Annotated in this window: 18 protein-coding genes and 2 tRNA genes; 4 read left to right on the top strand and 16 right to left on the bottom strand. The window is 59.1% G+C overall.

Annotation, left to right across the window (positions count from 1 at the left end):
- Positions 1–33: 33 nt before the first annotated feature.
- Both ACUIAD_RS05995 and ACUIAD_RS05990 read right to left on the bottom strand, forming a co-directional pair.
- The gene (locus ACUIAD_RS05995) at positions 34–867 is read right to left on the bottom strand and encodes a DUF1287 domain-containing protein (protein ID WP_445343065.1); all 834 of its coding nucleotides are present in this window, start codon (positions 865–867) and stop codon (positions 34–36) included.
- Between the two features lie 5 nt (positions 868–872).
- Complete coding sequence (locus ACUIAD_RS05990) at positions 873–1898, bottom strand: D-2-hydroxyacid dehydrogenase (RefSeq protein ID WP_445343064.1); 1026 nt, start codon at positions 1896–1898, stop codon at positions 873–875.
- 212 nt (positions 1899–2110) lie between these two features.
- Between ACUIAD_RS05990 and ACUIAD_RS05985 the strand changes: the two genes are divergently transcribed.
- A tRNA-Ala gene (locus ACUIAD_RS05985) sits at positions 2111–2183 on the top strand.
- Positions 2184–2676: 493 nt separating this feature from the next.
- Here ACUIAD_RS05985 and ACUIAD_RS05980 read toward each other — a convergent pair.
- From ACUIAD_RS05980 to ACUIAD_RS05970, 3 genes are read right to left on the bottom strand one after another with little or no spacing between them, the layout of a single operon-like run.
- Positions 2677–3699, bottom strand: coding sequence for a nucleoside hydrolase (locus ACUIAD_RS05980; protein WP_445343063.1), 1023 nt, complete (start codon positions 3697–3699; stop codon positions 2677–2679).
- Entirely contained in the window at positions 3696–4805 is a 1110-nt protein-coding gene (locus tag ACUIAD_RS05975) for a LacI family DNA-binding transcriptional regulator (RefSeq protein ID WP_445343062.1), read from the bottom strand. Before ACUIAD_RS05975 ends, ACUIAD_RS05980 begins: the two co-directional genes overlap by 4 nt.
- A gap of 52 nt (positions 4806–4857) precedes the next feature.
- The gene (locus tag ACUIAD_RS05970) at positions 4858–6279 is read right to left on the bottom strand and encodes an MFS transporter (protein ID WP_445343061.1); all 1422 of its coding nucleotides are present in this window, start codon (positions 6277–6279) and stop codon (positions 4858–4860) included.
- A gap of 585 nt (positions 6280–6864) precedes the next feature.
- Here ACUIAD_RS05970 and ACUIAD_RS05965 point away from each other — a divergent pair.
- The 3 genes from ACUIAD_RS05965 (at position 6865) to ACUIAD_RS05955 (ending at position 10456) form a co-directional block, all read left to right on the top strand.
- Positions 6865–7875 carry an ADP-ribosylglycohydrolase family protein gene (locus ACUIAD_RS05965; RefSeq protein ID WP_445343060.1) on the top strand — a complete coding sequence of 337 codons (1011 nt, stop codon included), beginning with the start codon at positions 6865–6867 and terminating at the stop codon, positions 7873–7875.
- Between the two features lie 132 nt (positions 7876–8007).
- The gene (locus tag ACUIAD_RS05960; protein WP_110451997.1) at positions 8008–9474 is read left to right on the top strand and encodes a purine-cytosine permease family protein; all 1467 of its coding nucleotides are present in this window, start codon (positions 8008–8010) and stop codon (positions 9472–9474) included.
- Positions 9467–10456: a PfkB family carbohydrate kinase gene (locus ACUIAD_RS05955; protein ID WP_110451996.1), complete on the top strand. Its 990-nt coding sequence runs from the start codon at positions 9467–9469 to the stop codon at positions 10454–10456. The genes ACUIAD_RS05960 and ACUIAD_RS05955 overlap by 8 nt, the downstream gene beginning before the upstream one ends.
- A gap of 86 nt (positions 10457–10542) precedes the next feature.
- Here ACUIAD_RS05955 and ACUIAD_RS05950 read toward each other — a convergent pair whose 3' ends face one another.
- The 11 genes from ACUIAD_RS05950 to ACUIAD_RS05900 form a co-directional block, all read right to left on the bottom strand.
- On the bottom strand, positions 10543–11628 hold the full coding sequence (locus ACUIAD_RS05950) for a glycerol dehydrogenase (protein ID WP_110451995.1): 1086 nt from the start codon (positions 11626–11628) through the stop codon (positions 10543–10545).
- A 128-nt stretch (positions 11629–11756) separates the two neighbouring features.
- On the bottom strand, positions 11757–12710 hold the full coding sequence (locus tag ACUIAD_RS05945) for a hypothetical protein (RefSeq protein ID WP_445343059.1): 954 nt from the start codon (positions 12708–12710) through the stop codon (positions 11757–11759).
- Between the two features lie 95 nt (positions 12711–12805).
- Positions 12806–13546: a histidine phosphatase family protein gene (locus ACUIAD_RS05940; RefSeq protein WP_181414436.1), complete on the bottom strand. Its 741-nt coding sequence runs from the start codon at positions 13544–13546 to the stop codon at positions 12806–12808.
- Entirely contained in the window at positions 13539–14018 is a 480-nt protein-coding gene (gene rsfS / locus ACUIAD_RS05935) for a ribosome silencing factor (RefSeq protein WP_110451993.1), read from the bottom strand. Before rsfS ends, ACUIAD_RS05940 begins: the two co-directional genes overlap by 8 nt.
- 41 nt (positions 14019–14059) lie before the next feature.
- The gene (gene glmU / locus ACUIAD_RS05930) at positions 14060–15436 is read right to left on the bottom strand and encodes a bifunctional UDP-N-acetylglucosamine diphosphorylase/glucosamine-1-phosphate N-acetyltransferase GlmU (protein WP_258333157.1); all 1377 of its coding nucleotides are present in this window, start codon (positions 15434–15436) and stop codon (positions 14060–14062) included.
- A 14-nt stretch (positions 15437–15450) separates the two neighbouring features.
- On the bottom strand, positions 15451–16248 hold the full coding sequence (locus ACUIAD_RS05925; protein ID WP_110451991.1) for an HAD-IIA family hydrolase: 798 nt from the start codon (positions 16246–16248) through the stop codon (positions 15451–15453).
- Positions 16249–16315: 67 nt separating this feature from the next.
- Positions 16316–16386, bottom strand: a tRNA-Gln gene (locus ACUIAD_RS05920).
- Positions 16387–16467: 81 nt separating this feature from the next.
- Positions 16468–17484, bottom strand: a complete 1017-nt coding sequence (locus ACUIAD_RS05915) for a ribose-phosphate diphosphokinase (protein ID WP_110451990.1) — start codon at positions 17482–17484, stop codon at positions 16468–16470.
- A gap of 103 nt (positions 17485–17587) precedes the next feature.
- The gene (nadD, locus tag ACUIAD_RS05910) at positions 17588–18268 is read right to left on the bottom strand and encodes a nicotinate-nucleotide adenylyltransferase (RefSeq protein WP_110451989.1); all 681 of its coding nucleotides are present in this window, start codon (positions 18266–18268) and stop codon (positions 17588–17590) included.
- 5 nt (positions 18269–18273) lie between these two features.
- The gene (locus ACUIAD_RS05905) at positions 18274–18831 is read right to left on the bottom strand and encodes a phosphoribosylglycinamide synthetase (protein WP_110452289.1); all 558 of its coding nucleotides are present in this window, start codon (positions 18829–18831) and stop codon (positions 18274–18276) included.
- Positions 18828–20141, bottom strand: a complete 1314-nt coding sequence (locus tag ACUIAD_RS05900; RefSeq protein ID WP_445343814.1) for a glutamate-5-semialdehyde dehydrogenase — start codon at positions 20139–20141, stop codon at positions 18828–18830. Before ACUIAD_RS05900 ends, ACUIAD_RS05905 begins: the two co-directional genes overlap by 4 nt.
- Between the last annotated feature and the right edge of the window lie 23 nt (positions 20142–20164).

Here is a 20164-nt window from a genome sequence, read left to right as displayed (position 1 = left end):
CCGCCGTGTTCAATTCCGCAGGGTAGTCCCCGGTCATCCCCGCCATGGCCGAAGGACGGCGGGTTGGATTTTGGAGGCGTCGAAGCGAAAATGCCCGGTGATGGGACGGTGACCCGGCGATCCCAGGTAGTCGTTCTCCCTGGCGCGCTGACCCATGTTGTGCAGAAGCAGGGGAACGCCCCGGCCGTCCCTTCTATCGGAAGCCATACCGATATGCCAAGAGGTGCCGAAAATGACGATGTCGCCCTGCTGCCACTGGTCAGTCGCCGAAGTATCGTTGGTCAGACGCTGGGCATGCCGGGACAGGAATACGCCGAGGACGTTGGTGCGCCTGAAGTCGATATTCGGATCAGGACTACTGATGACTCCGGCATAGGCCCCAGGAGACGAGGCGATGTCGGCGTCGACCATAGCCTTCAGATCGTAGCCGGCCTGACGGAAGGCTCTCCAGATCTCATCGGTGCAGGCGCCTCGGTCATTGGGCGGGTAGCCGCCCTGATAGTAGCCGCTGTCATAACGAGGACGGCGGCGGGCCTCCTGATGGGCTCCACGCACCATGGCCGTGTAGTCGTCCACACCGTCATGGTCGTAGTCCACAGGCGAGGACAGAGGCGGATGGGCCGCAGTCTGCTCGGGAGAATACCCTGGAGGGCTGTGGGAAGCTGTCTTGCGCCCGTTTGCGGAGGAGCTTTCGGCTTGACTGCCGGAATTATTGTCTGAATGGCGAGCAGGCCCGCCACCCATCAGCCTGTCAGCCAAGGCCAAGGAGCCCTCCGCAATCAAGGCAAGCGCCAGCAGGACGGCTGCCCACCGTAGAACCACCGTTGGCCGATGGCCGCGGCCGCTGCGGTCTCGCTCTGCCAGCATGGCGGTTACCTCATCCGGTTGCGAAGAGGCCTGCCGTCCATGAACCGCCGAAGATTGTCCAGGCAGATTTCCAGAATCTTGTCCACGTTGGAGGCCAGGTGGGCTCCCCCAGCTACATGCGGAGTGAGCAAGCAGCGTGGCTGGCTCCAGAGCGGATGATTTTCCGGCAGGGGTTCCGGTTCGGTCACATCCAGGCCGGCGCCGAAAATATCTTCCTTATCCAAAGCTTGGGCCAGAGCCATGCAGTCCACGGCATCGCCCCTGCCCGCGTTGATCAGGACGGCGGTGGATTTCATCATTTCCAAGCGAGGGCCGTCGATGATGTGCCTGGTCTGCGGCGTTGAGGGCAGGGCCAAGGCCACCACATCCACGTCGGGCAACAGGGCATCCAGATCGTCAAAACCGGCCAGACGGTCGAATCCCTCCACAGGCTGGTCAGGATGGCGTCTGATGCCGATGGTCCGAGCGCCGACGGCCTTGGACAGACGGGCGAAAGAGGCTCCGATATCTCCCGTGCCCAAAACCAGAACCCGGCAGCCATGCGGCGAAAGAACTGCCCCACGAGGCTGCCAACGGCCCATGCGCTGATTATCCCTGTATCCTGGCAGATCCTTCATTATGGTCCACATCATGGCGAACATGTGCTCGGAGACCGACTGCCCGTAGGCGCCGGAAGCACTGGTCAGCATGGCATCCGGGGGCAGGACTCCTGGCTTCAGGTAGGCATCCACGCCCGCGCTGCTGGTCTGCAGCCAGACCAAGTTACGGCAGGCAGCGACCTGGTCGGTCGGCGGATTGCCCAGAATAATCGTGGCCTCTGATTGGCAGGACTGGAGTACGCCCATAGGCCACTGCATGCTCTGCCGCATGTCCGTGCCGACCATGAACACCTGACGAATGCCCGGGGCTGCCTGAAGGAATTCCTGCCGCTCTCCCTGATCCAAGGGCAGACAGTTAACAATGAGCTGGTCACCGGGATGGCCTCCGTCATGCTTTTCAATCTGCCCTCCGGCATTGTTTTTGCTTGCCATAGCCCACTGCCTTTCCGCTGACGCCGACCATCTTGGTCGCCCCTTGTCCTCATGCTAGCGCACTTGCAGGCTCAGGTATGGCTGAGGCCTATTCGAGGATAAAATCCATCAAATTGGCTCAAATCCCTGCAATTCCAGGGCAACACTCTAAGTTGCCCCATTTGCCGATCGCGGTGTACTATAAGCAAGGCTTCACCAAGCAAGATAAGTACGGGGCTATGGCGCAGCTGGTAGCGCGTCTCCATGGCATGGAGAAGGTCGGGGGTTCGAACCCCCCTAGCTCCACAGACAGGATTCCGAGGTCACCTCGGAATCCTTTTTGATATCCGGCACATTTGCCAATGCCACGGCCCTCTCTTCCTTCCTCATGCTTAGCCACAGCCAGTACAGGCCAGGATCATTGCCATACCTGTGTTTTCGCACAGTCAAACTGCCATCATTGACGAGGATCGATCTGTGAAAGCACCATGGCATGCGGCTTTCCAATCGTTTTTGGCATAGCCGCACCAAGGCAGCCTAGGCTCGCAATCCACGAGCAATTGGTCATTATGACTGGCGACAGTGATACGGAGCAGCATTTTAGGCCGCAACTGTATGCAGATTGATAGTGATCCTGGGATTTCGGAAGGTCCAGGAGACTGCCAGCAGCACATGGACGCCTCTGCAAAGTCCGCCTACCTACGAAATGACCGGACGCATACAAGGCTGCAGTCCTCATGACTAACTCGTAAGATAGCGAAAAGGGCTCGGGTCGGATTGAGGTCAGATCCCCGCGGCTTCAGCGAGGCAGAACAGCCTGCTGCCAGACCTGAATCATGCGCGAATTATCCACGCCAGTGCAGAGCTCCACCTCACATGATTCGACATCACTGCCAGGCTGGTCACTATTCCTGTCAGCCAATAACAGCTTGCCGCTGTCGGCAAGATTCACCCGTGCAGAACGCAGAGAAACCAGCTCCCTTTCAGCCAGCGCCAATACGGATACCAGGTCATGAAGCCACATGCCATCAACCGGTCGAGTTTGACTGCTGTATGTCAGCCACGGTCTCAACCAGTCGTTCATCGAGTTCTTCCATGGCGCCTTGCTCGCATCGGCCTCGTCGATCATACGATCCCAGCATCGCTGGCTTAGATGCGTGGTCCTGGTCACATCGAGCGGGACCAAGGTGATGGGAATGCCGGATTCCAGCACCCGCCGGGCTGCCACCGGATCGACGGCGAAGTTGGTGTCCACCTCATCGCCAAAACCGAGGGCACCGCCCATGATGCTGACCCTCTCGATATGGCCAACAACCTGCGGCTCATCCCTGATCAACCTGGCTATGTTGGTAAGTGGTCCTATGGCGGCAACGGACACCGGACCGCTGCAAGCAAGCACATCCTGCGCAAGCTGATCAGACCCGGAAACCTCCGGGACAGCGGATGCCATATCTGGGCTTGATGCATGGAACCCTGCCCGCGCTACCACGGCATTTCTCCATACTTCTGGCGCCTCAGAGCTGCTGGCCGCATTCAGCCTCTTGGTCAGCCAAGGCTGGCGTGATCCCTGCAGCGGGCCGTCCGCCCCTCGACGGACAGGAACATCCATGCGTCCCATGGATCTCAGCAAGGCCTCTGCACTGGAATAACCAAGATCGGATGTGGTGTTGCCGAACACGGTCCATATTGCTCTGGTCTTGAGCTTTTCGGAACGCAAGGCATAGGCAATGGCCAGGGCATCATCGACGTTGGCTCCAGGCACACCATTGCCCGGGTCACAGTCGACGATAATGTTGACTGTATCTTCCATTTCTGTTTTCACACCTCATTTTGGCTGCATCCACAGCTACGGCCTATGACCAGCTGTGGAGCTGCCGGAATTGTGTCTAAGCCAGTGCGGACAGGAGCATCCGAACAATTCGTTGCAGCGACGGAAGTCTCGCAGCCCTCTGGTTTGTCGTCTTCTTCATCGCCATTGTCCTGATAGGAGCCGTCCGGTTTCAGCAGCACTTTGGCAATCTTGTCTGCTATCTCACCCTCAGACAGCTGGACGGCTGTCAGTGACGGGATCAAATATGCGGATTGGTCCGTCCCATTCATCGCCGCTAAAGCCACATCATCGGGCACCTTTTTACCGCGCTGGGCCATGCCTGCCAGGAAACCCATGGCCTGAAGCTCATTCGAAGCAAAGACAGCCTCAACCTGATCGTCGACCAGCTCCGCCGCCTCGTATCCCCCCTGGCAGGTGTAGGGAACGAAAATCTCCTGCCCCGGCTCAAGGCCGGATTCACGTATGGCCCTCTTCCACCCACGGATTCTTTCCCGCGAGTTGAGACGCCCCCGAGGGCCGGCAATGATGGCCAGCCGCCGATAGCCATGCTCTATCAGATGGGCTGTGGCCATCCAGGCCTCTTCGCTTTCGTCAAGGCCCAACCGAACTCGGCGCCCTGCAGAGAGGCTCAGATCCTGTCCTTCCGGCTGGTTGAGCATAACCACGGTCCCCGGGTAGGTTTCGAGGGCATCCATGGGAAGAGGCTGGTCCACGCCATACCAAACCAGACCAGAGACCTGCTGACGTTGGAAGGATTCCAAGAGCTCCATCTGGCGACTGGGGTTATCGCTGGAATCGCCGACCAGGAGGGTCTTGCCCAGGGAGAAAAGCTTGAGCTCCAAAGCCTTGGTCATCTGAGCCAGGAAGGGATTGGCGAGGTCTGTCACCAGCAGGGCGTAGGTATCGCTGGTCCCGTTGGCCAGCGACTTGGCGATATTATTAGGCACATAGCCGGTTCGCCTGATGGCCTCTAAGACCTTGCGCCTGGTCTGCTCGGAGACTGGACGTGGACCATGATTGATCACATAGCTCACCACAGCGGATGAGGTACCCGCTTCCTTGGCCACATCATCCCTTGTCGGACGCCTTGTCACCATGCCCCTCCTTGCAACTGGTCTCCTATCAGATTACCGATTCAATGGAGATTCATCAGATTGCATCGTCAACCAAGGTCAGGTCTCTTCCACGGGTCTCAGGAGCGAAGAATGTCGTTATCAGACCGATCGCCGCCATCAGGCAGTAGTAGACAGCCAAGGGCACCCAGGAGCCGAAGGCCGCGAGCAGCGCTGAGGCGACCATCGGAGCTGTGCCGCCGGAGAGGATGGAACCAAGTTCCTTGCCGACTGCCATCCGGGAATACCTGTGCTGAATGCCGAAGAGCTCAACTCCATAGGCTGCTTGGACCCCGAAGATGCCCAGCGAAGCCACACCCATGCCGACGATGATCACCAGGCTGACAACAATGGTGTTCTTCGACTGCAGGAGGGCAAAGGCCGGGAAGGCGTAAAGGACCAGAAGCAGGCAGAAGACGCGATAGACAATCCTGCGGCCGAACCGGTCTGAAAGCCATCCGGAGAAGGGGATGATCAGGAAGCCCAGCAAAGAGGCAATCAGCACGGCTGTGGTCGGCACTGACTTGTTCACGCCTAGTGTGACCACATATCCGATAAGGAAGCTCTGTGAAAGATACGAGGGGCCGTTCTCTCCTATACGCAGACCAAGCATGACGAAGAAGGCCTTCCAGCCACCCTCGGACTTCTTCTCCTGCTTGCCTGCGGCAGCCAGGATAGCCTCTTCCTTCTTCCTATTGGCCTGGTAGGAACGAAATGCCGGCGTCTCCTGCATGGAGCGACGCAGGTAGACAGCGAAAAGCGCAATCAGGATCGAGACCAGGAAGGGAATCCTCCACCCCCAGGTGATCAGGCTGTCGTGTGGCAAAAGCAGAACCAGGAGCCAGACGGCAGAAGCCAGCAGAGTGCCCGAATTGGATCCGATCCCAATCAATGAGGAAACCAGGCCGCGATGGTTGACAGGGGAATACTCGGCGAGCATCACTGCTCCGCCTGACAGTTCGGCCCCAGCGCCGAATCCCTGGCATACGCGGCAAAGTATCAAGAGAATGGGCGAAAGAATGCCCACCATTTGGTACGTAGGCAAAAGTCCCAGGGCTGTAGTCGACAGACCCATCAGCATGACCGTGAAGACCATGATGAACTTACGTCCGCGCTTATCGCCTATCTTGCCCAGAACAAAGGCTCCGACAGGCCTGGCTAGAAAGCCGACCGCATAAGTCGCGAATGAGGAAAGCAGAGCGATGACCGGCGTTTGCCCAGGAAAGAAGATATCTCCAAAGACCAGCCCTGAAGCCAGACCGTACAAGGCAAAGTCAACATATTCCATGGTTGTGCCCAACCATACAGCCACGATATTGGTCCAGAAGCTCTTCCTGCCCTCCTTGGTGCGGAAGTTGACATCAGCTGCCTGCTCCTGTTGATCAGCCGCTTCGGAATCTGACCTGGATCGCTGATTCACAGGTTCGGGTTCTTCTCTCTTGGTCCGGTTCGCTCCCATTTATGCCTCCTTGCAAAGGATTGCTACGAAATAACTGCGTATACCGTAGTTCTACCCGCGTAGATAGGAAAGCGACATATTTCGCATTCCAATTACTTACATGACAGAATTCTACGCGCGTAGTTTTTCTTGTCAAATTCAGATCTTTGCTGTCTTATATACATGCAAACAAACAGAATGCGGTTCATAGGCGCATAAGGCGGACTTCCGATCACTGATCACACCCTGCCTAATGACTGCTTAATCAGTCATAGCAAGCCCATATCCATAGCCCTGGCCGAACGCAGCAAAAGCAGCAGTCAGAGTGATCGATGAGTTCCAACGAAAGCAAGCTTCCAGCATTCGGAGGCAACGCATGCCCAAGCAACCATCCTGGTTCGTTTTACCCAATGAGGGTACCTGCTCAATGCTTCTGTGATCACTACAGATGCACTACATGGCAAAAGACCGATATGGACCTTATACTTCATGGCGAATTGTGCTTATCATGCTGACTGGACTTATTGCATCGATAATTTTCATTCAGAGTAAGATAATCCTGAACTAAAACACTGCCAAGATCTTTATAGGAAGGCTTGCACAGCAATGAGCACGATTGAGGAAGGCGCCCTTGGCGCACTGACTGGGCTTTCCTTGGGGGATGCGCTGGGCATGCCCACGCAGAGCATGAGTCCAGCAGCCATACATGAGACCTATGGCAGGGTCGATACCCTTCGTGATGCTATTGCGGATCAGCCCATCGCACCTGGCATGCCTGCGGGCTCTGTGACCGATGACACCGAGCAGACGCTGATCGTAGCGGATCTGATCATCAAGGGCAGAGGACGCATCGATTCAGAACAGTTCGCCAAGCGCCTTCTCGCCTGGGAGGACGACATGAAGTCGCGCGGATCGCTCGATTTGCTGGGGCCCTCCACCAAGCTGGCTTTGGAACAAGTTCGCCGTGGCGCAGATATCACGACTACAGGAAGAACCGGCACCACCAATGGTGCCGCCATGCGAGTCACCCCGGTAGGGATAGCCAACAGTCCCGAAGACATCAGACGACTGGCCAATCGTATCTACGAGTCCTGCCGAGTCACGCATGATACGACTGCAGGATTCCAAAGCGCCGCGCTCATCGCTACGACAGTCAGTCTTGGACTTGAGGGAATGACCGTTCGCCAGGCTCTGAGCGAGTCCCTGCGCCTAGTGCCCGCTATGGCAGCGTCTGGGGCTTGGACTCCCAAGGCATCGGTTCCCGCTCGTGCCCGCCAGGCAATGCGGTTGTCCGAGGAATTCAGCGATGAGGACGACTTCGAGCACCACCTCATTGAAGACTGCGGCACCTCTGTCGAGTCCAATGAGTCTGTGGCGGCCGCCTTTGCCCTGGCCTGGAGGTTCGCCGACGATCCTCAATCGGCTCTGTTGACCGCAGTCAACCTTGGCGGCGATACGGACACCATCGCTGCAATGACCGGAGCAATGACCGGCGCGTGCACCGGTCCAGAAGCCTTTGACCGTGCACTTTGCTCCCAAGTGGCTTCGATATCTCACCTCGACCTGCAGAAACCCGCCCGTAGTCTGATTGCCCTAAGGGAGCAAAACGCAAACTGATACGGCTGAATCCGTCAGAAATACAACAGTGTAAAATTCAGTCAACCCCGAAGACCATGGGGCATACCCAGAACACTCCACCGGGTCGACCGGACAGTTCACCAGTACATCTTGAGTCAAAGGAGACAATCCATGTCAACTGCACGAAAAGAGGGCACCATCCTCTCCAGGGTTGAGCAAAGGGGCATTGAACCCGTGCCTGAGGACCAGCGGAACGGATCGCCCGGTCAGCTTTTCTGGGTCTGGTTCGCTGCCAATATTTCGATCCTGGGGATCCCTCTGGGAGCAACCCTGATTGCCCAAGGCCTCAACCTCTGGCAAGCCGTGCTCGCCACAACCATCGGAGCCTTTGGATCCTTCGCACTTGTCGGGATAATCTCCATAGCCGGCAGAAGAGGAGGGGCTCCGACGCTGACCCTGTCTCGGGCCATTTTCGGCGTCAGAGGCAATGCAGGCCCCACCCTGGTAGCCCTGCTGTCCAGACTGGGATGGGAGACGGTGAATACGATGACCGGCGCTTTTGCGCTGCTTTCCCTCATCGCCATCATCTTCGGCACTTCAGCTGATGCCAAGCGCTCCCCTGTCCTGACCTTCGTCTGCATTGCCGTCTTCGTAGCTTTGACCGTGGTAGTCTCCGCCGCCGGTCACGCCTTCATTCTCACTGTGCAGAAGTGGGCCACCTGGATATTCGGAGCTCTTACCCTCTTGGTCGCCATCTATCTGGCCTCGACCGTCGACTGGTCTTCCTTCATCGGCAATGCCCCCGGATCAGCCAGCGCCTTCCTTATCGGTGTAGGCACCATAGCCGCGGGGACAGGCATCGGCTGGGTCAACTCCGGTGCAGACATGGCCCGTTACCAGAAGACCTCAGTGAAATCCAGCTCTCTGATCCTGACTGCAGCGGCCGGTGCCGGCATCCCCCTGGTGGTCGTTATCGGTCTGGGCTCGGTCCTGACAGCAGGCAACTCCACCATTGCCTCCGCCGCCGATCCGGTCGCTGCGGTTCGAAGCGCTCTGCCTGCTTGGGTTTCGATCCCCTACCTGATTGCCGCATTTGCAGGATTGCTTATGTCAAACAACCTCTCCGTGTATTCGGCTGGTCTGACCACCATCACCCTGGGAATCAGAATTCCTCGCGTCTATGCGGTTGTCGTCGATGTGGTGGTGACCACCTGCGGAGCCCTGTACTTTACGCTGGGTTCCGACGGATTCTACGGCCCCTTTGTCACTTTCATCTCCCTTTTGGCAGTGCCGTTGAGCACCTGGGCAGGCATCTTCCTGTCAGATATGATCTTCCGCAAGCGCTACGATTCGGACGGCCTTCTGAACCTTCAAGCCGATTCCCCCTACTGGTACTGGCACGGAGTCAACCTCCCAGCCATCATCAGCTGGCTGGTGGGGATAGTCGTCGGCTTTTTGTTCGTGACGGCCCAGGTCTCCAAGAACGAGGTCTGGTTCTCAGGACCGCTGGCCGGCAGCTTCCTGGGCAGGAACGGCCTGGCTTGGCTGATCTCCCTGCTCCTGGGAGGAATCCTCTACGCCATTTTGCACCTTCTCTCCAAGGATTCTGCGGCTGTGAGAAGCAACGGCAATGACTGAATACAATCTGACCACCAGAGAAGCAAGGATCCTCCATCTGGGTCAGGTGGTCGTTGACCTGAGCATGGACATCGACCACCTCCCGGAACGCGGAGGCGACATTTTCGCCAGGCGAAGCGCCATAAAGGTCGGCGGTGGATACAACGTAATCTACGCAGCCAGGCAGATGGGAGCGCCTATAGCCTATATGGGGGCGATTGGCACAGGTCCAATGGCAGACATGGCCCGCCGAACCCTTGCCGCCTTGCAGGTTCCCGCTGAGGGACCTGTTCTGGATGATTGTGATACCGGATATTCGGTCGCCATGATCGAGCCTTCGGGTGAACGCACTTTTGTTTCAGCAAGGGGAGCAGAGACCCGCATACCGGAGGGAACCTACGAAAGCATGAATCTGGTTTCCGGTGATGTCATCTATCTGAGTGGGTATTCGTTCTGTCACAGGGACAATACCCGTAGTCTGCTCGGTTTCGCCGAAAGACACCAAAATGAAGGATTCCCCGTGCTCTTCGATGCGGGACCTATGGTAGCTGATATTGAACTGGATGTGCTTAAAGCTGTCAACAGCATGCATCCGATCTGGTCGCTGAATGAACGTGAGGGACCAATGCTGGCGGAACGTCTGAGGTGCCGGTCCCACGTTCGTGATGAGGCCGAGCTGGAATCCACCTGCCGCTCCCTTTCGCTGAAACTGGACAGTCCGGTGGTTCTCCGGGCCGGAGCCCGTGGTGCATGGTACTGCCAACCCAAGGATGCAATGCAGAGCATGCATATTCCTACCCCACAGATCCATGCCATAGACACCAACGGTGCAGGCGATGCCCACTCGGGCGCCCTGTGCGCGGGCATCTTCCAAGGCCTGCCCATGCAGGAGGCGCTGATACTGGCCAACTGCGCAGGAGCGCTTTCCACTACGCAGCAAGGCCCAGCCACATGCCCAAGTGAGGAAGCCATACGAAAGGCTGCTGCCTCACTGCAAGGGTAACCAGTGCAACCAGAAAAATACAAGCGGCCGCCGACTTCATGCCGACGACCGCTTGCCCGCCAAAGAGGATATATCAGAGAAAAAGATCAGAGCTGCTTACCCAGCTGATCGGCTGCGCGCAGGGCGTGTGCCACATCAGTGGGGGTCACTTCGAAGGGCATGTTGCCCATGGTCTCGTCAGGACCGCACGCATGCTCCCCGACCTTGAGCAGATCCGCATCGCTGGCCTGTCCAATGCCGATCTGCTCCAGGGAGGTAGGCAGACCCACGCTGCGGAAGAAATCGTAGACCATACGGGTCTCCTCCAGAGAGCGGTCCTCAAGAACCAGCTGGACCAGAGTGCCGAAGGCCACCTTTTCGCCATGCAGCATGGAATGCGTGCCCTTCAGGGCGGTCATACCGTCATGGATTGCATGGGCCGCAGCCAGTCCGGAGCTCTCGAAGCCCAGACCGCTCAGCAGGGTGTTCGCCTCGATGATCTTCTCCAGGGCGGCTGTGCGCACACCGGCCTGTGCCGCGGCCACGGCCTTGACCCCATCCTCCAGCAGGGTGTCGCGGCAGAGACGGGCCAGGGCGAAGGCGGCCATGGTGGCGTGGCCCCCGGTCATGGTCACAGCGTTCGACTGCACGCAAGCGGCTGCCTCATAGTAGGTCGCGAAGGCATCGCCCAGTCCTGATACCAGGAAGCGCACCGGAGCCTTAGCGATGACATCGGTATCCATAAGAACCACGTTGGGATTGGCAGGTAAAGGCAGATAACGGTCAAAGACACCCTCGGGAGTGTAGAGCACTGAAAGCCTTGAGCAGGGGGCATCCGACGAGGCTGCCGTGGGCACAATCATGACAGGCAAGTGGGCGAAGTAGGCCACGGCCTTGGCGGCATCCAAGGTCTTGCCGCCGCCGATGCCGATCACAGCGTCGCTGTCCGCCAAATGGGCTCGATGGCGGTCGATCTCCTCCATAGAGCACTCGCCGCCGAATTTCATCAGTTCATAGGGGATCCCATCGCGCTCAAAGGAGACGACGATGTCGTCGTGGTAGAGCCCGTCGATGACCGGGTCGACGATCAGATGGGCGCCCTTGGTGCCCAGAGCCGCGTATTCACCGGCCAGCTTTCCCATGGCGCCCTCCTGCTGAACATAGGAGCCGGGAGAGCACAGAACCTTGCGCATATACACACCTTTCTCATTGCTGATCCCGCCTTCGGGACCAGATCCTTGGGAACGAGCCTCTTGGCCCGTCTGAAAGTGACCCTAGTCACATTACATGGTGGGATGGGTGCGCCGCGCCGAGCAGCAAATCAGTTATGAGGCGAGGGGTTGGTCGTGCTCGTCGGCGACGACTGTGGCGTGGAAGCCGTGCTTGAGGGGCTGGGCGTGGAGCCTGTCGCGTCGGCAGACGGCGAAGGCGTGCTCGTGGGATTTCGTCCCTGCTGCTGCCCCTGCCCGGATCCTTGATCGTTCCCCTGATTCTGATTCGTTCCTGAAGGCTGATTCTGAGGGGCACTCGGGGTCGCCTGGTCTTCTGGCTCCTCGGTGCGCCACCCGGGCTTGGAGGGGGTCTCTTCCTCCTGGCTGGGAGTTACCTGGCTGGTCGATGGACTGACCACGTTCCGAACGACCTTGTCGGTGCCTTCACCTTTGGTCAGAGCATTGATGACCAGTGCAGACAGCAGCACGGTCACCAGAGCGCTGACCACTGAGACGATGATGACGTTGCGGCGGCGCCGATCCAGCTTCTTCCTGCTGGTTGCTGCAATGGGAGCTGCATGGGTTCGGGGACCATTGCTGGATGAGATGGTCCTGCCCGTCTTGGCAGCGGATTCCTTGTCAGTGCCATGCATGACCTTGGTCGGGCCATCGGCAGGAGGCATGACCTGTGTAGATCCATCTACTGGAGCTATGACACGGGTCGATCCGTCGGCAGCATCGCTGGAATTGTCCGAATGACGCCTCCCCTGAGCCGGCATGGCAGTGGTCTGTCCATCGTCGGCTGAATCGGCATCCGAGTCAGTTTCGGAGCCGTCATCGTCCTGGCCGGCACTGCCTGTTACGGACTCCTGCAACTTCTGGCCAGAGGCTTCCAAAACATTCTTGTAGATCTGCGAAGCCACGGCAGAGACAATGGAACCAATGGCCACGCCAATGATGGATCCCGCCACGCCGATCTTGGCGGCCAGCCAAAAGGAGGTCATGGCTGCAAGAGCGCCGGCAACGATCTGCGCCCAGGAAATGTCATGAAAGAACTGCTTCACTCCGACCCCTTTTAATCCAACGGCTGGTGGCTGCGTTCTTATGGTAGCTGGTCGTCATGGCGATCCTGTGATGGTCGGCCGACCCCACAATAACTTCAGTCGGTCTGGACCAGCCCCCGCGGATCGTCCCAGTCTCCCCGCATGGCGATGGCCGGACCACGATTGTAGTCGATCATGGACCAGCGCAGACCGCCGTCTGGCAGATCTCGCGGCATCAATCGGGCCCAGTGGGCATTCCGCATGGTGACCAGGCCCAAGTATTCGGGATATTCACTGGCCATGCCCAGCAGAGCCTGGAGGGCCTGCGCTATGAAGGACCCATGGGAGAAGACCATAAGATCCGTGTCCGGACCGGCACGATGGATCCAACGGCTCAGGGTCTCCAAACCGCGTCTGCCCACCTGAGCCTTGGTCTCGGCACCGTGAAGGAGCTCTCCCCCGCCGCCTCGGGACCAGGACTCGTAGTCCTCGGGCCAGCGTTGACGAACCTCTTCGGCGCTGGCTCCCTCCCACTCGCCGAAGCTGCGTTCGCGCAGCCCGGGATCAAGATGAACCGGCTGCCCTAGGGGATCAGCAAAAGCATGAGCGGTGGCTGCAGCACGACCCAGATCAGAGGAGACCACCAGCAGGTGACGGTCGCCAGGAACACCATCCACATACTCCGCTCGCAGCTCCTCGCCGGTCCTCTCCACCTGCCAGCGACCAACGCTGTTGAGCGGAATGTCGATCTGTCCCTGCATTCGGTGCCCTGCATTGTATGAGGTCTGCCCATGCCGGACCACGGTCATGGAGCGCACATGCCGTCCACCCTCGGCGGCGATAGCCGAGTCAGTCATGGCTTTTTTCCTGAAGGTCAGTGAAACGGCTGCGCAGATCGTTCCCATTCAGATCATCTGCCTTGGAGGCCAACTGGCCATCCGAGTCATCATCAGCAAGAGTGAAGGGGTGCTCCAGCTGCAGGTCCACTTGGGGGCAGTCCTTCCAGAGCCGCTCCAGATCATAGTAGGCGCGGGCTTGCTTGTGCATGATATGAATGACGAAGTCACCGTAGTCCAATAGAACCCACTGGGCCTCCTGTACGCCCTCGCGCGAGCGAGGATCCAGATTCTTCTGCAGATGGAGCTGTTTCTCCACCTCCTCTGCAATGGCCAGGACCTGACGCTCGTTGCTGCCGGTTGCCACCATGAAGATGTCGGTGATGGCGATAGGCTGTGAGACGTCGAAAGCCACGATGTCCATGGCTTTGACATCGTTAGCGGCCCGGGCGGCCACTCGAATCGCGTCGATGGATTCCTGCAATGCTGGCACTTGTCACGCCTTTCCTTGTTGTCAAGCAGATGCTGTCATGGTTACCGCTCCCAGGCGGGCTTCCACTCCGGAACCTGATGCTGGTCATTGGTGGAGTAGACCATGGCCCCATCCTCGACCGGATGACGGATGACTGATCCGGCCCCAGTGGTGACCCCGTCGCCCACTTGAACGGGGGCTACGAAGAGGTTCCCAGCACCTACGTGCACCTCAGACCCTATCTCGGTGCGGTTCTTGTGCACACCGTCGTAGTTGGCAGTGATGGACCCGCCCCCCACGTTGCTGTCATGGCCTATGTGGGCATCCCCCACGTAGGAAAGATGGGGCACCTTGGTCCCGTGGTCGATGGTGGCTTTCTTCATTTCCACGAAGGCCCCGGCCTTGGTGTCCTCGGCAAGCACGTTGCCAGCCCTCAGATAGGTCCAGGGGCCGATGTTGGCACGGGCTCCGATCCTGGTCTCCTGCACACGGGAACGCTCAACCTTGGCCTGCGGCTCGACGATGGCATCGATCAAGGTGGCATAGGGTCCGATGACTGCGTCCGAGGCTATCTCGGTATGCCCCTGCAGGAAGCATCCAGGCAGAATGACGGCATCCTGCTGGATAACCACATCGTCCTCGATCCAGGTGGTGGACGGGTCCAGAATGGTCACCCCCTGGCGCATAAACTCATGGCAGACCCGAAGATTATGGGCCTTAGCCAACTCAGCCAACTGAATCCTATCGTTGACGCCTTCGACCTTGAGCGGATCAGGAGCTGCATAGGCCCCGACCCTGCCTAGACGGCGGGCCATCTCCAGGGCGTCGGTCAGATAGAACTCCCGCTGGGCATTGCTGTCGTCCAGACCGCGAACCGCTTGTCGTAGCAGGTCCGCTTCGAAGACATAAACGGAGGTGTTGACTTCCTTGACGGCCAGTTCAGTGCCGGTGGCGTCACGCTGTTCGACAATGCGCAGAACCCGTCCATCCTGGTCACGAATGATGCGGCCGTACCCGGTGGGGTCTTCCAAATTGACCGTCAGCACCGTGGCCCCGTCACCTGAGCTCACATGGTAGTCAAGCAGACTATGCAGCGTATCCGTGTCCAGCAGGGGCATGTCCGAGGCCACGATCAGCACCTGGCCGTCGTGCCTGAGCTCCCCATCCAGCTGGTCTACAGCGCACTGGACAGCACGTCCCGTACCTGGTCTGCTGTCCTGGCGCACGATGTGCACCTGGGGATCATAGGACCTTGCAGCCTGTGCCACCAGGTCAGCCTGATGATGCACTACTACGGCCGTCAGCTCAGGATTCAAGGCAGTCACCGAAGTCATGACCCTCTGCAGGAAAGTCTTGCCGGCCAGCGTATGCAGAACCTTAGGATGGGCAGAGCGCATACGAGTGCCCTCGCCTGCTGCCAGAATGATGCCAGCGGTCAGCGTCTGCCCGCCGTTCAAAACTCCACCACCCCGCTATCTGCAATGCCGATAAGATCCTGAATGGAATCCACCACCTGGTCAGGCCGGAAGGGGAAGGTCTCCACCTCAGGACGGGTGGTGATGCCGGTCAGCACCAGGAAGGTGTTCAGACCAGCCTCGACTCCAGCCACCACATCGGTATCCATACGGTCACCGATCATGGCCGTGGTCTCGGAGTGGCCGCCCACCCTGTTCAGAGCCGTACGGAACATGATCGGATTGGGCTTGCCCACAAAGTAGGGTTCGCGATTAGTGGCCTTGGTTACCAGAGCCGCCACAGCGCCTGCCGCAGGCAGAACGCCATTCTCGCTGGGACCGGTGGCATCCGGGTTGGTGCAGATGAAGCGGGCCCCGCCCAGAATCAGGCGGATGGCCGTAGTGATGGCCTCGAAAGAATAGGTCCTGGTCTCGCCCAGAATCACATAGTCGGGATTGATGTCAGAGAGAATAAATCCAGCCTCATGCAGGGCTGTGGTCAGCCCCGCCTCGCCGATCACATAGGCCGACCCTCGCGGAATGGTCCGTGACACGAAGTCAGCAGTAGCAAGGGCGGATGTCCAGATCCGGTCCTCGGGCACGTCAATGCCTGAACGCCCAAGGCGAGCCGAAAGATCACGCGGGGTATAAATGGGATTGTTGGTCAGCACCAGATACTGACGGTTATTGCGCTTGAGCGTGTCGATGAATTCGGCAGCACCGGGCAGGGCCGTGTTCTCGTGCACCAGCACGCCGTCCATGTCGGTGAGCCAGGTTTCGATCTTCTTGACTGCCAAGACAGTTCCTTTCGGTTGGTCACCGACCCCAAGGAGGCCGTCTCCGACCGGAATCGGCGAGCGTAAGCTCCCCCACCTGGATTCGAACCAAGACTAAGGGTTCCAAAGACCCGTGTGCTGCCTTTACACCATGGGGGAAAGACGGAGCTCTAAGGCCCCGCCAGGTTTATTATGCCACAGCCGGACGATTACGCCACGCCATGCCGGGCAGGCAAGGCTTTAGGCGAAGAGGAAGCCCTGGCCGTGATGGGCTGGGTAGGTATCGAAGAGCCGAGCCACTGAACCATCCTCGAAGACTGCTTTGATGGCCGAGGCCAGCAACGGTGCGATGGACAGCACAGTCAGGCCGTCCCAGCGCTTATCCTGGGGAATCGGGACCGTGTCAGTCAGAATGACCTCCTTGGCCTTGCAGGACCTGAGCCGCTCCACGGCGGGTCCAGACATGACGCCATGGGTGGCCACGATGGTGATGGAGTTGGCGCCAGCCTCATCCAGCACATTGCAGGCTTCGGCAATGGTGCCGCCAGTGTCGATCAGGTCGTCCACCAGCACGCAATCCAGGCCGCGTACGTCGCCCACTACGCGATGAGCCACAGCCTTGTTGGGCTGAGTGATGTCACGAGTCTTGTGGATGAAGGCCAGGGGCACGCCCCCTAGGCGCTGGGCCCACTGCTCAGCCACCCGGATGCGGCCTGCATCAGGAGAGACTACAGCCACCTTGGACAGATCCATCCTGTCACGCACATAGTCCACCAGAACAGGCATGGCGATCAAATGGTCCACAGGACCATCGAAGAAGCCCTGGGACTGGGCAGCGTGCAGGTCGACCGACATGATTCGATCCGCACCGGCCGCCTTGAGCAAGTCGAACATGAGTCGGCAGGAGATGGGCTCGCGGCCCAGGTGCTTCTTGTCCTGACGGGAGTAGCCCAGGAGTGGACAGACTGCGGTAATGGAGCGCGCAGAGGCCCTCTTGAGGGCATCGATCATGATCAACTGTTCCATGATGGACTTGTTGACCGGGTCGGAATGGGTCTGCAAAACGAAGACATCGGCTCCACGCACCGACTCCGTATAACGCACATACATCTCGCCGTTGGCAAAGTCGTATGCTGTCGTCTCCAGGACGTCAATGCCGAGTTGATCGGCCACGTCCGCCGCGAGTCTGGGATGGGTCCGGCCTGTGACAAGTATGAGATTTTTTCCTGGTCTGCCTTTGAGTATCGCGCTCACCATATCTCCAAACGTTGTTTTCGCTGAAGCGGACAAACTCCATAATAATGGCGCGCGCTGACACAGCAGGGCAGTCCGTGTTGGCGAGTCCGATGGTATGCGAAGCTCAGGAGGCCGAGCGGTAGAGTCCGTGTTTGTTGATGTACTGCACCACCCCGTCCGGGACCAGATACCAGACGGGCATGCCTCGAGCCGAACGACGGCGCACATCAGTGGACGAGATGGACAGGGCCGGAATCTCCAAGGTATCAACTCGTTGGGCGGGCACCTGAAGATCACGTAGACTTGATGAATAGCCGGGACGGGAAACGGCTACGAACTTGGCCAGATCCCACATCGTGTTGGCATCCTTCCAGCGCATGATCTCGGCCACAGCATCCGCCCCGGTGATGAAGAAGAGGTCGCTGTCGGGACGCATCCGCTTGATGTCACGCAGAGTATCCACTGTGTAGGTGATGCCAGGGCGCTCGATATCCACCCGGGAGACCGTGAACTTGGGGTTGGAGGCCGTGGCGATCACGGTCATCAGATAGCGGTCCTCAGCATTGGTCACTGTTTTGTTCAGCTTGAATGCCGGGCGGCCGGTGGGCACAAAGACGACCTCATCCAAGTCATAGACCCAGGCCACCTCCGAGGCAGCGACCAAGTGTCCGTTATGAATTGGGTCGAAGGTGCCGCCCATGATTCCCACCCGAGGTCGCCGGTTATGGTGGGCAGGCCTAGAGACACCATCAATATCTGATGGATCCTGCCCGGATTCCCCCTCCTTGGACAGTTCAGACATCATCCGGTTCACGCCTGCTCGTCCTCCCGTCTGGCTTCCGAGGCGTTCTCCTCATTCTCTGACTCGGCCTCCTGGCGCATCTGCTCGGCACTGGGATTGACCCGGTCAGGATCGATCCGTTCCATGTCGGCATTCCACTCCTCCTGGACCACACGGCGAATCTCGGAGTAGGTGGGCAGGGGGAAGCCTGGCTGGTAGGCCCGACGAACCTGGGCTACGCATCCCGTAATGGCCACCAGAGAGTCGGACAGGTCGGCGATGCGTCCCTCCTGCTCCTGCTTGCGGAAGACAGGCACCCGCTCTTCCATGACGGTGATGTCATGTCTGACTTGGTTGAGCTGGTCTTGATCCAGGTCGTGCACATCATCGGCATGTTCGTCAGGCCATCCGATCAGGACTGCATCGGCATACTCCAAACAGGAGCGCTGGTCTGCATCCGGGATGCCGTCCTCGATTTGCACTAGAAAAACGTACCGCAGCAGGCTCAGTCGTTCGGAAGCCACCCTCAGCCAGATGCGCGGGTTGTCGTGTTCGCGTTGGAAGAGCTCTTCGATCTTCTCGTTCACGGCCGCACCTGCCCCCTGCCGTAGCCGATCCATTTGGTTGTGGTCAGCTCCTGCAGACCCATGGGTCCTCGAGCATGCAGTTTCTGGGTAGAGATGCCTAGCTCGGCGCCCATGCCGAACATGCCGCCATCAGTGAATCGGGTTGAGGCGTTGACCATAATCACAGCCGAATCTACCCGACGTGAGAACTCTTCAACAGCTTCGTAGTCCCGGGCCAGGATGGCCTCGGTATGGCCGGTGGAGTGACGGTTGATGTGCTCGATGGCCTGGTCCAGGGAGTCCACCACACGCACCCCCATCTTCAAATCCAGATATTCGCGGTCCCAGTCAGCCTCCTCTGCGCGGACCAGCAGTTCTTCAGGCAGACCATGCCCGGCGAGGATATCCATGGAGACCGCGTCCAGGTGCAACTCAACCTGGGCCCGTGTCAGCGCTTGGGCCGCACGGGGCAGGAGGTCGGCGGCCACGCCCCGGTGGACGATCAGCTTTTCAGCAGCGTTGCAGACGCCGACCCGCTGGGTCTTGGCGTTGACGATGATGGGGATGGCCTGATCCATATCCACTGAGCGATCCACATAAATATGGACATTACCGGCACCAGTCTCGATGGTGGGCACGGTAGCCTGCTCAATTACACTGCGGATCAACCCTCGGCCACCCCTGGGCACCAGCAGATCGATATGACCGCGTGCCTTCATCAGAGCCTGAGCCCCTTCGCGACCGTATCGGTCCACGGAAGCCACCAGAGCCGAATCCAGCCCCTGCTCACGAAGCACCCCGCCTATCAGCTCCACCAGGGCGCGATTGGTACGTTCAGCTGCGTGGCCTCCTCGCAGGAGGGCCGCATTGCCGGACTTGAGGCAGAGGGCCACCACATCAATGGTGACGTTGGGACGGGCCTCGTAGATCATGGCGACCACGCCCAGAGGGACCCGCACCTGATTGAGCCGCAGGCCGTTGGGCATGTCATGACCACGAACCACCTCGCCCAGGGGGTCGGTCAGCCCCGCCACCATGCGCACGCCACGGGCGGCGTCCGCGATACGAACCTCGTCCAAGCGCAGACGGTCGATCAGACCGGCGCTCATTCCTTCTTCAAAAGCTTGAGTGCAGTCCTGCTCATTGACTGCGGCAATCTGATCGGCCCGATCGATCAAGGCATCGGCCAGGGCCAGCAAGAGGGCACTTCTGATCTGGCCGGTCACGCCCGCGAGGCTAGCTTGTGCGGCAGCCGCCGCATCGGCCATGGCGCAGACCCGATCGAACACATCCTGACGATCGGAGTTCTCGTGTTCACTCATGTTCGTCAGATCCTTTCGCCCTCACGGGTCCG

The sequence above is a fragment of the Bifidobacterium sp. ESL0819 genome, from assembly GCF_052606245.1.
This window is presented reverse-complemented; position numbering and strand designations above follow the sequence as displayed.

Bases quoted from the DNA above. Each gene is read 5' to 3' on its own strand.
- ACUIAD_RS05990 (WP_445343064.1), bottom strand. From the start codon at position 1,898: ATGGCAAGCAAAAACAATGCCGGAGGGCAGATTGAAAAGCATGACGGA.
- ACUIAD_RS05965 (WP_445343060.1), top strand. From the start codon at position 6,865: ATGAGCACGATTGAGGAAGGCGCCCTTGGCGCACTGACTGGGCTTTCC.
- ACUIAD_RS05970 (WP_445343061.1), bottom strand. From the start codon at position 6,279: ATGGGAGCGAACCGGACCAAGAGAGAAGAACCCGAACCTGTGAATCAG.
- ACUIAD_RS05940 (WP_181414436.1), bottom strand. From the start codon at position 13,546: ATGACTGACTCGGCTATCGCCGCCGAGGGTGGACGGCATGTGCGCTCC.
- ACUIAD_RS05915 (WP_110451990.1), bottom strand. From the start codon at position 17,484: ATGGTGAGCGCGATACTCAAAGGCAGACCAGGAAAAAATCTCATACTT.
- ACUIAD_RS05995 (WP_445343065.1), bottom strand. From the start codon at position 867: ATGCTGGCAGAGCGAGACCGCAGCGGCCGCGGCCATCGGCCAACGGTG.
- ACUIAD_RS05950 (WP_110451995.1), bottom strand. From the start codon at position 11,628: ATGCGCAAGGTTCTGTGCTCTCCCGGCTCCTATGTTCAGCAGGAGGGC.
- ACUIAD_RS05960 (WP_110451997.1), top strand. From the start codon at position 8,008: ATGTCAACTGCACGAAAAGAGGGCACCATCCTCTCCAGGGTTGAGCAA.
- nadD (WP_110451989.1), bottom strand. From the start codon at position 18,268: ATGATGTCTGAACTGTCCAAGGAGGGGGAATCCGGGCAGGATCCATCA.
- ACUIAD_RS05955 (WP_110451996.1), top strand. From the start codon at position 9,467: ATGACTGAATACAATCTGACCACCAGAGAAGCAAGGATCCTCCATCTG.
- ACUIAD_RS05975 (WP_445343062.1), bottom strand. From the start codon at position 4,805: ATGGTGACAAGGCGTCCGACAAGGGATGATGTGGCCAAGGAAGCGGGT.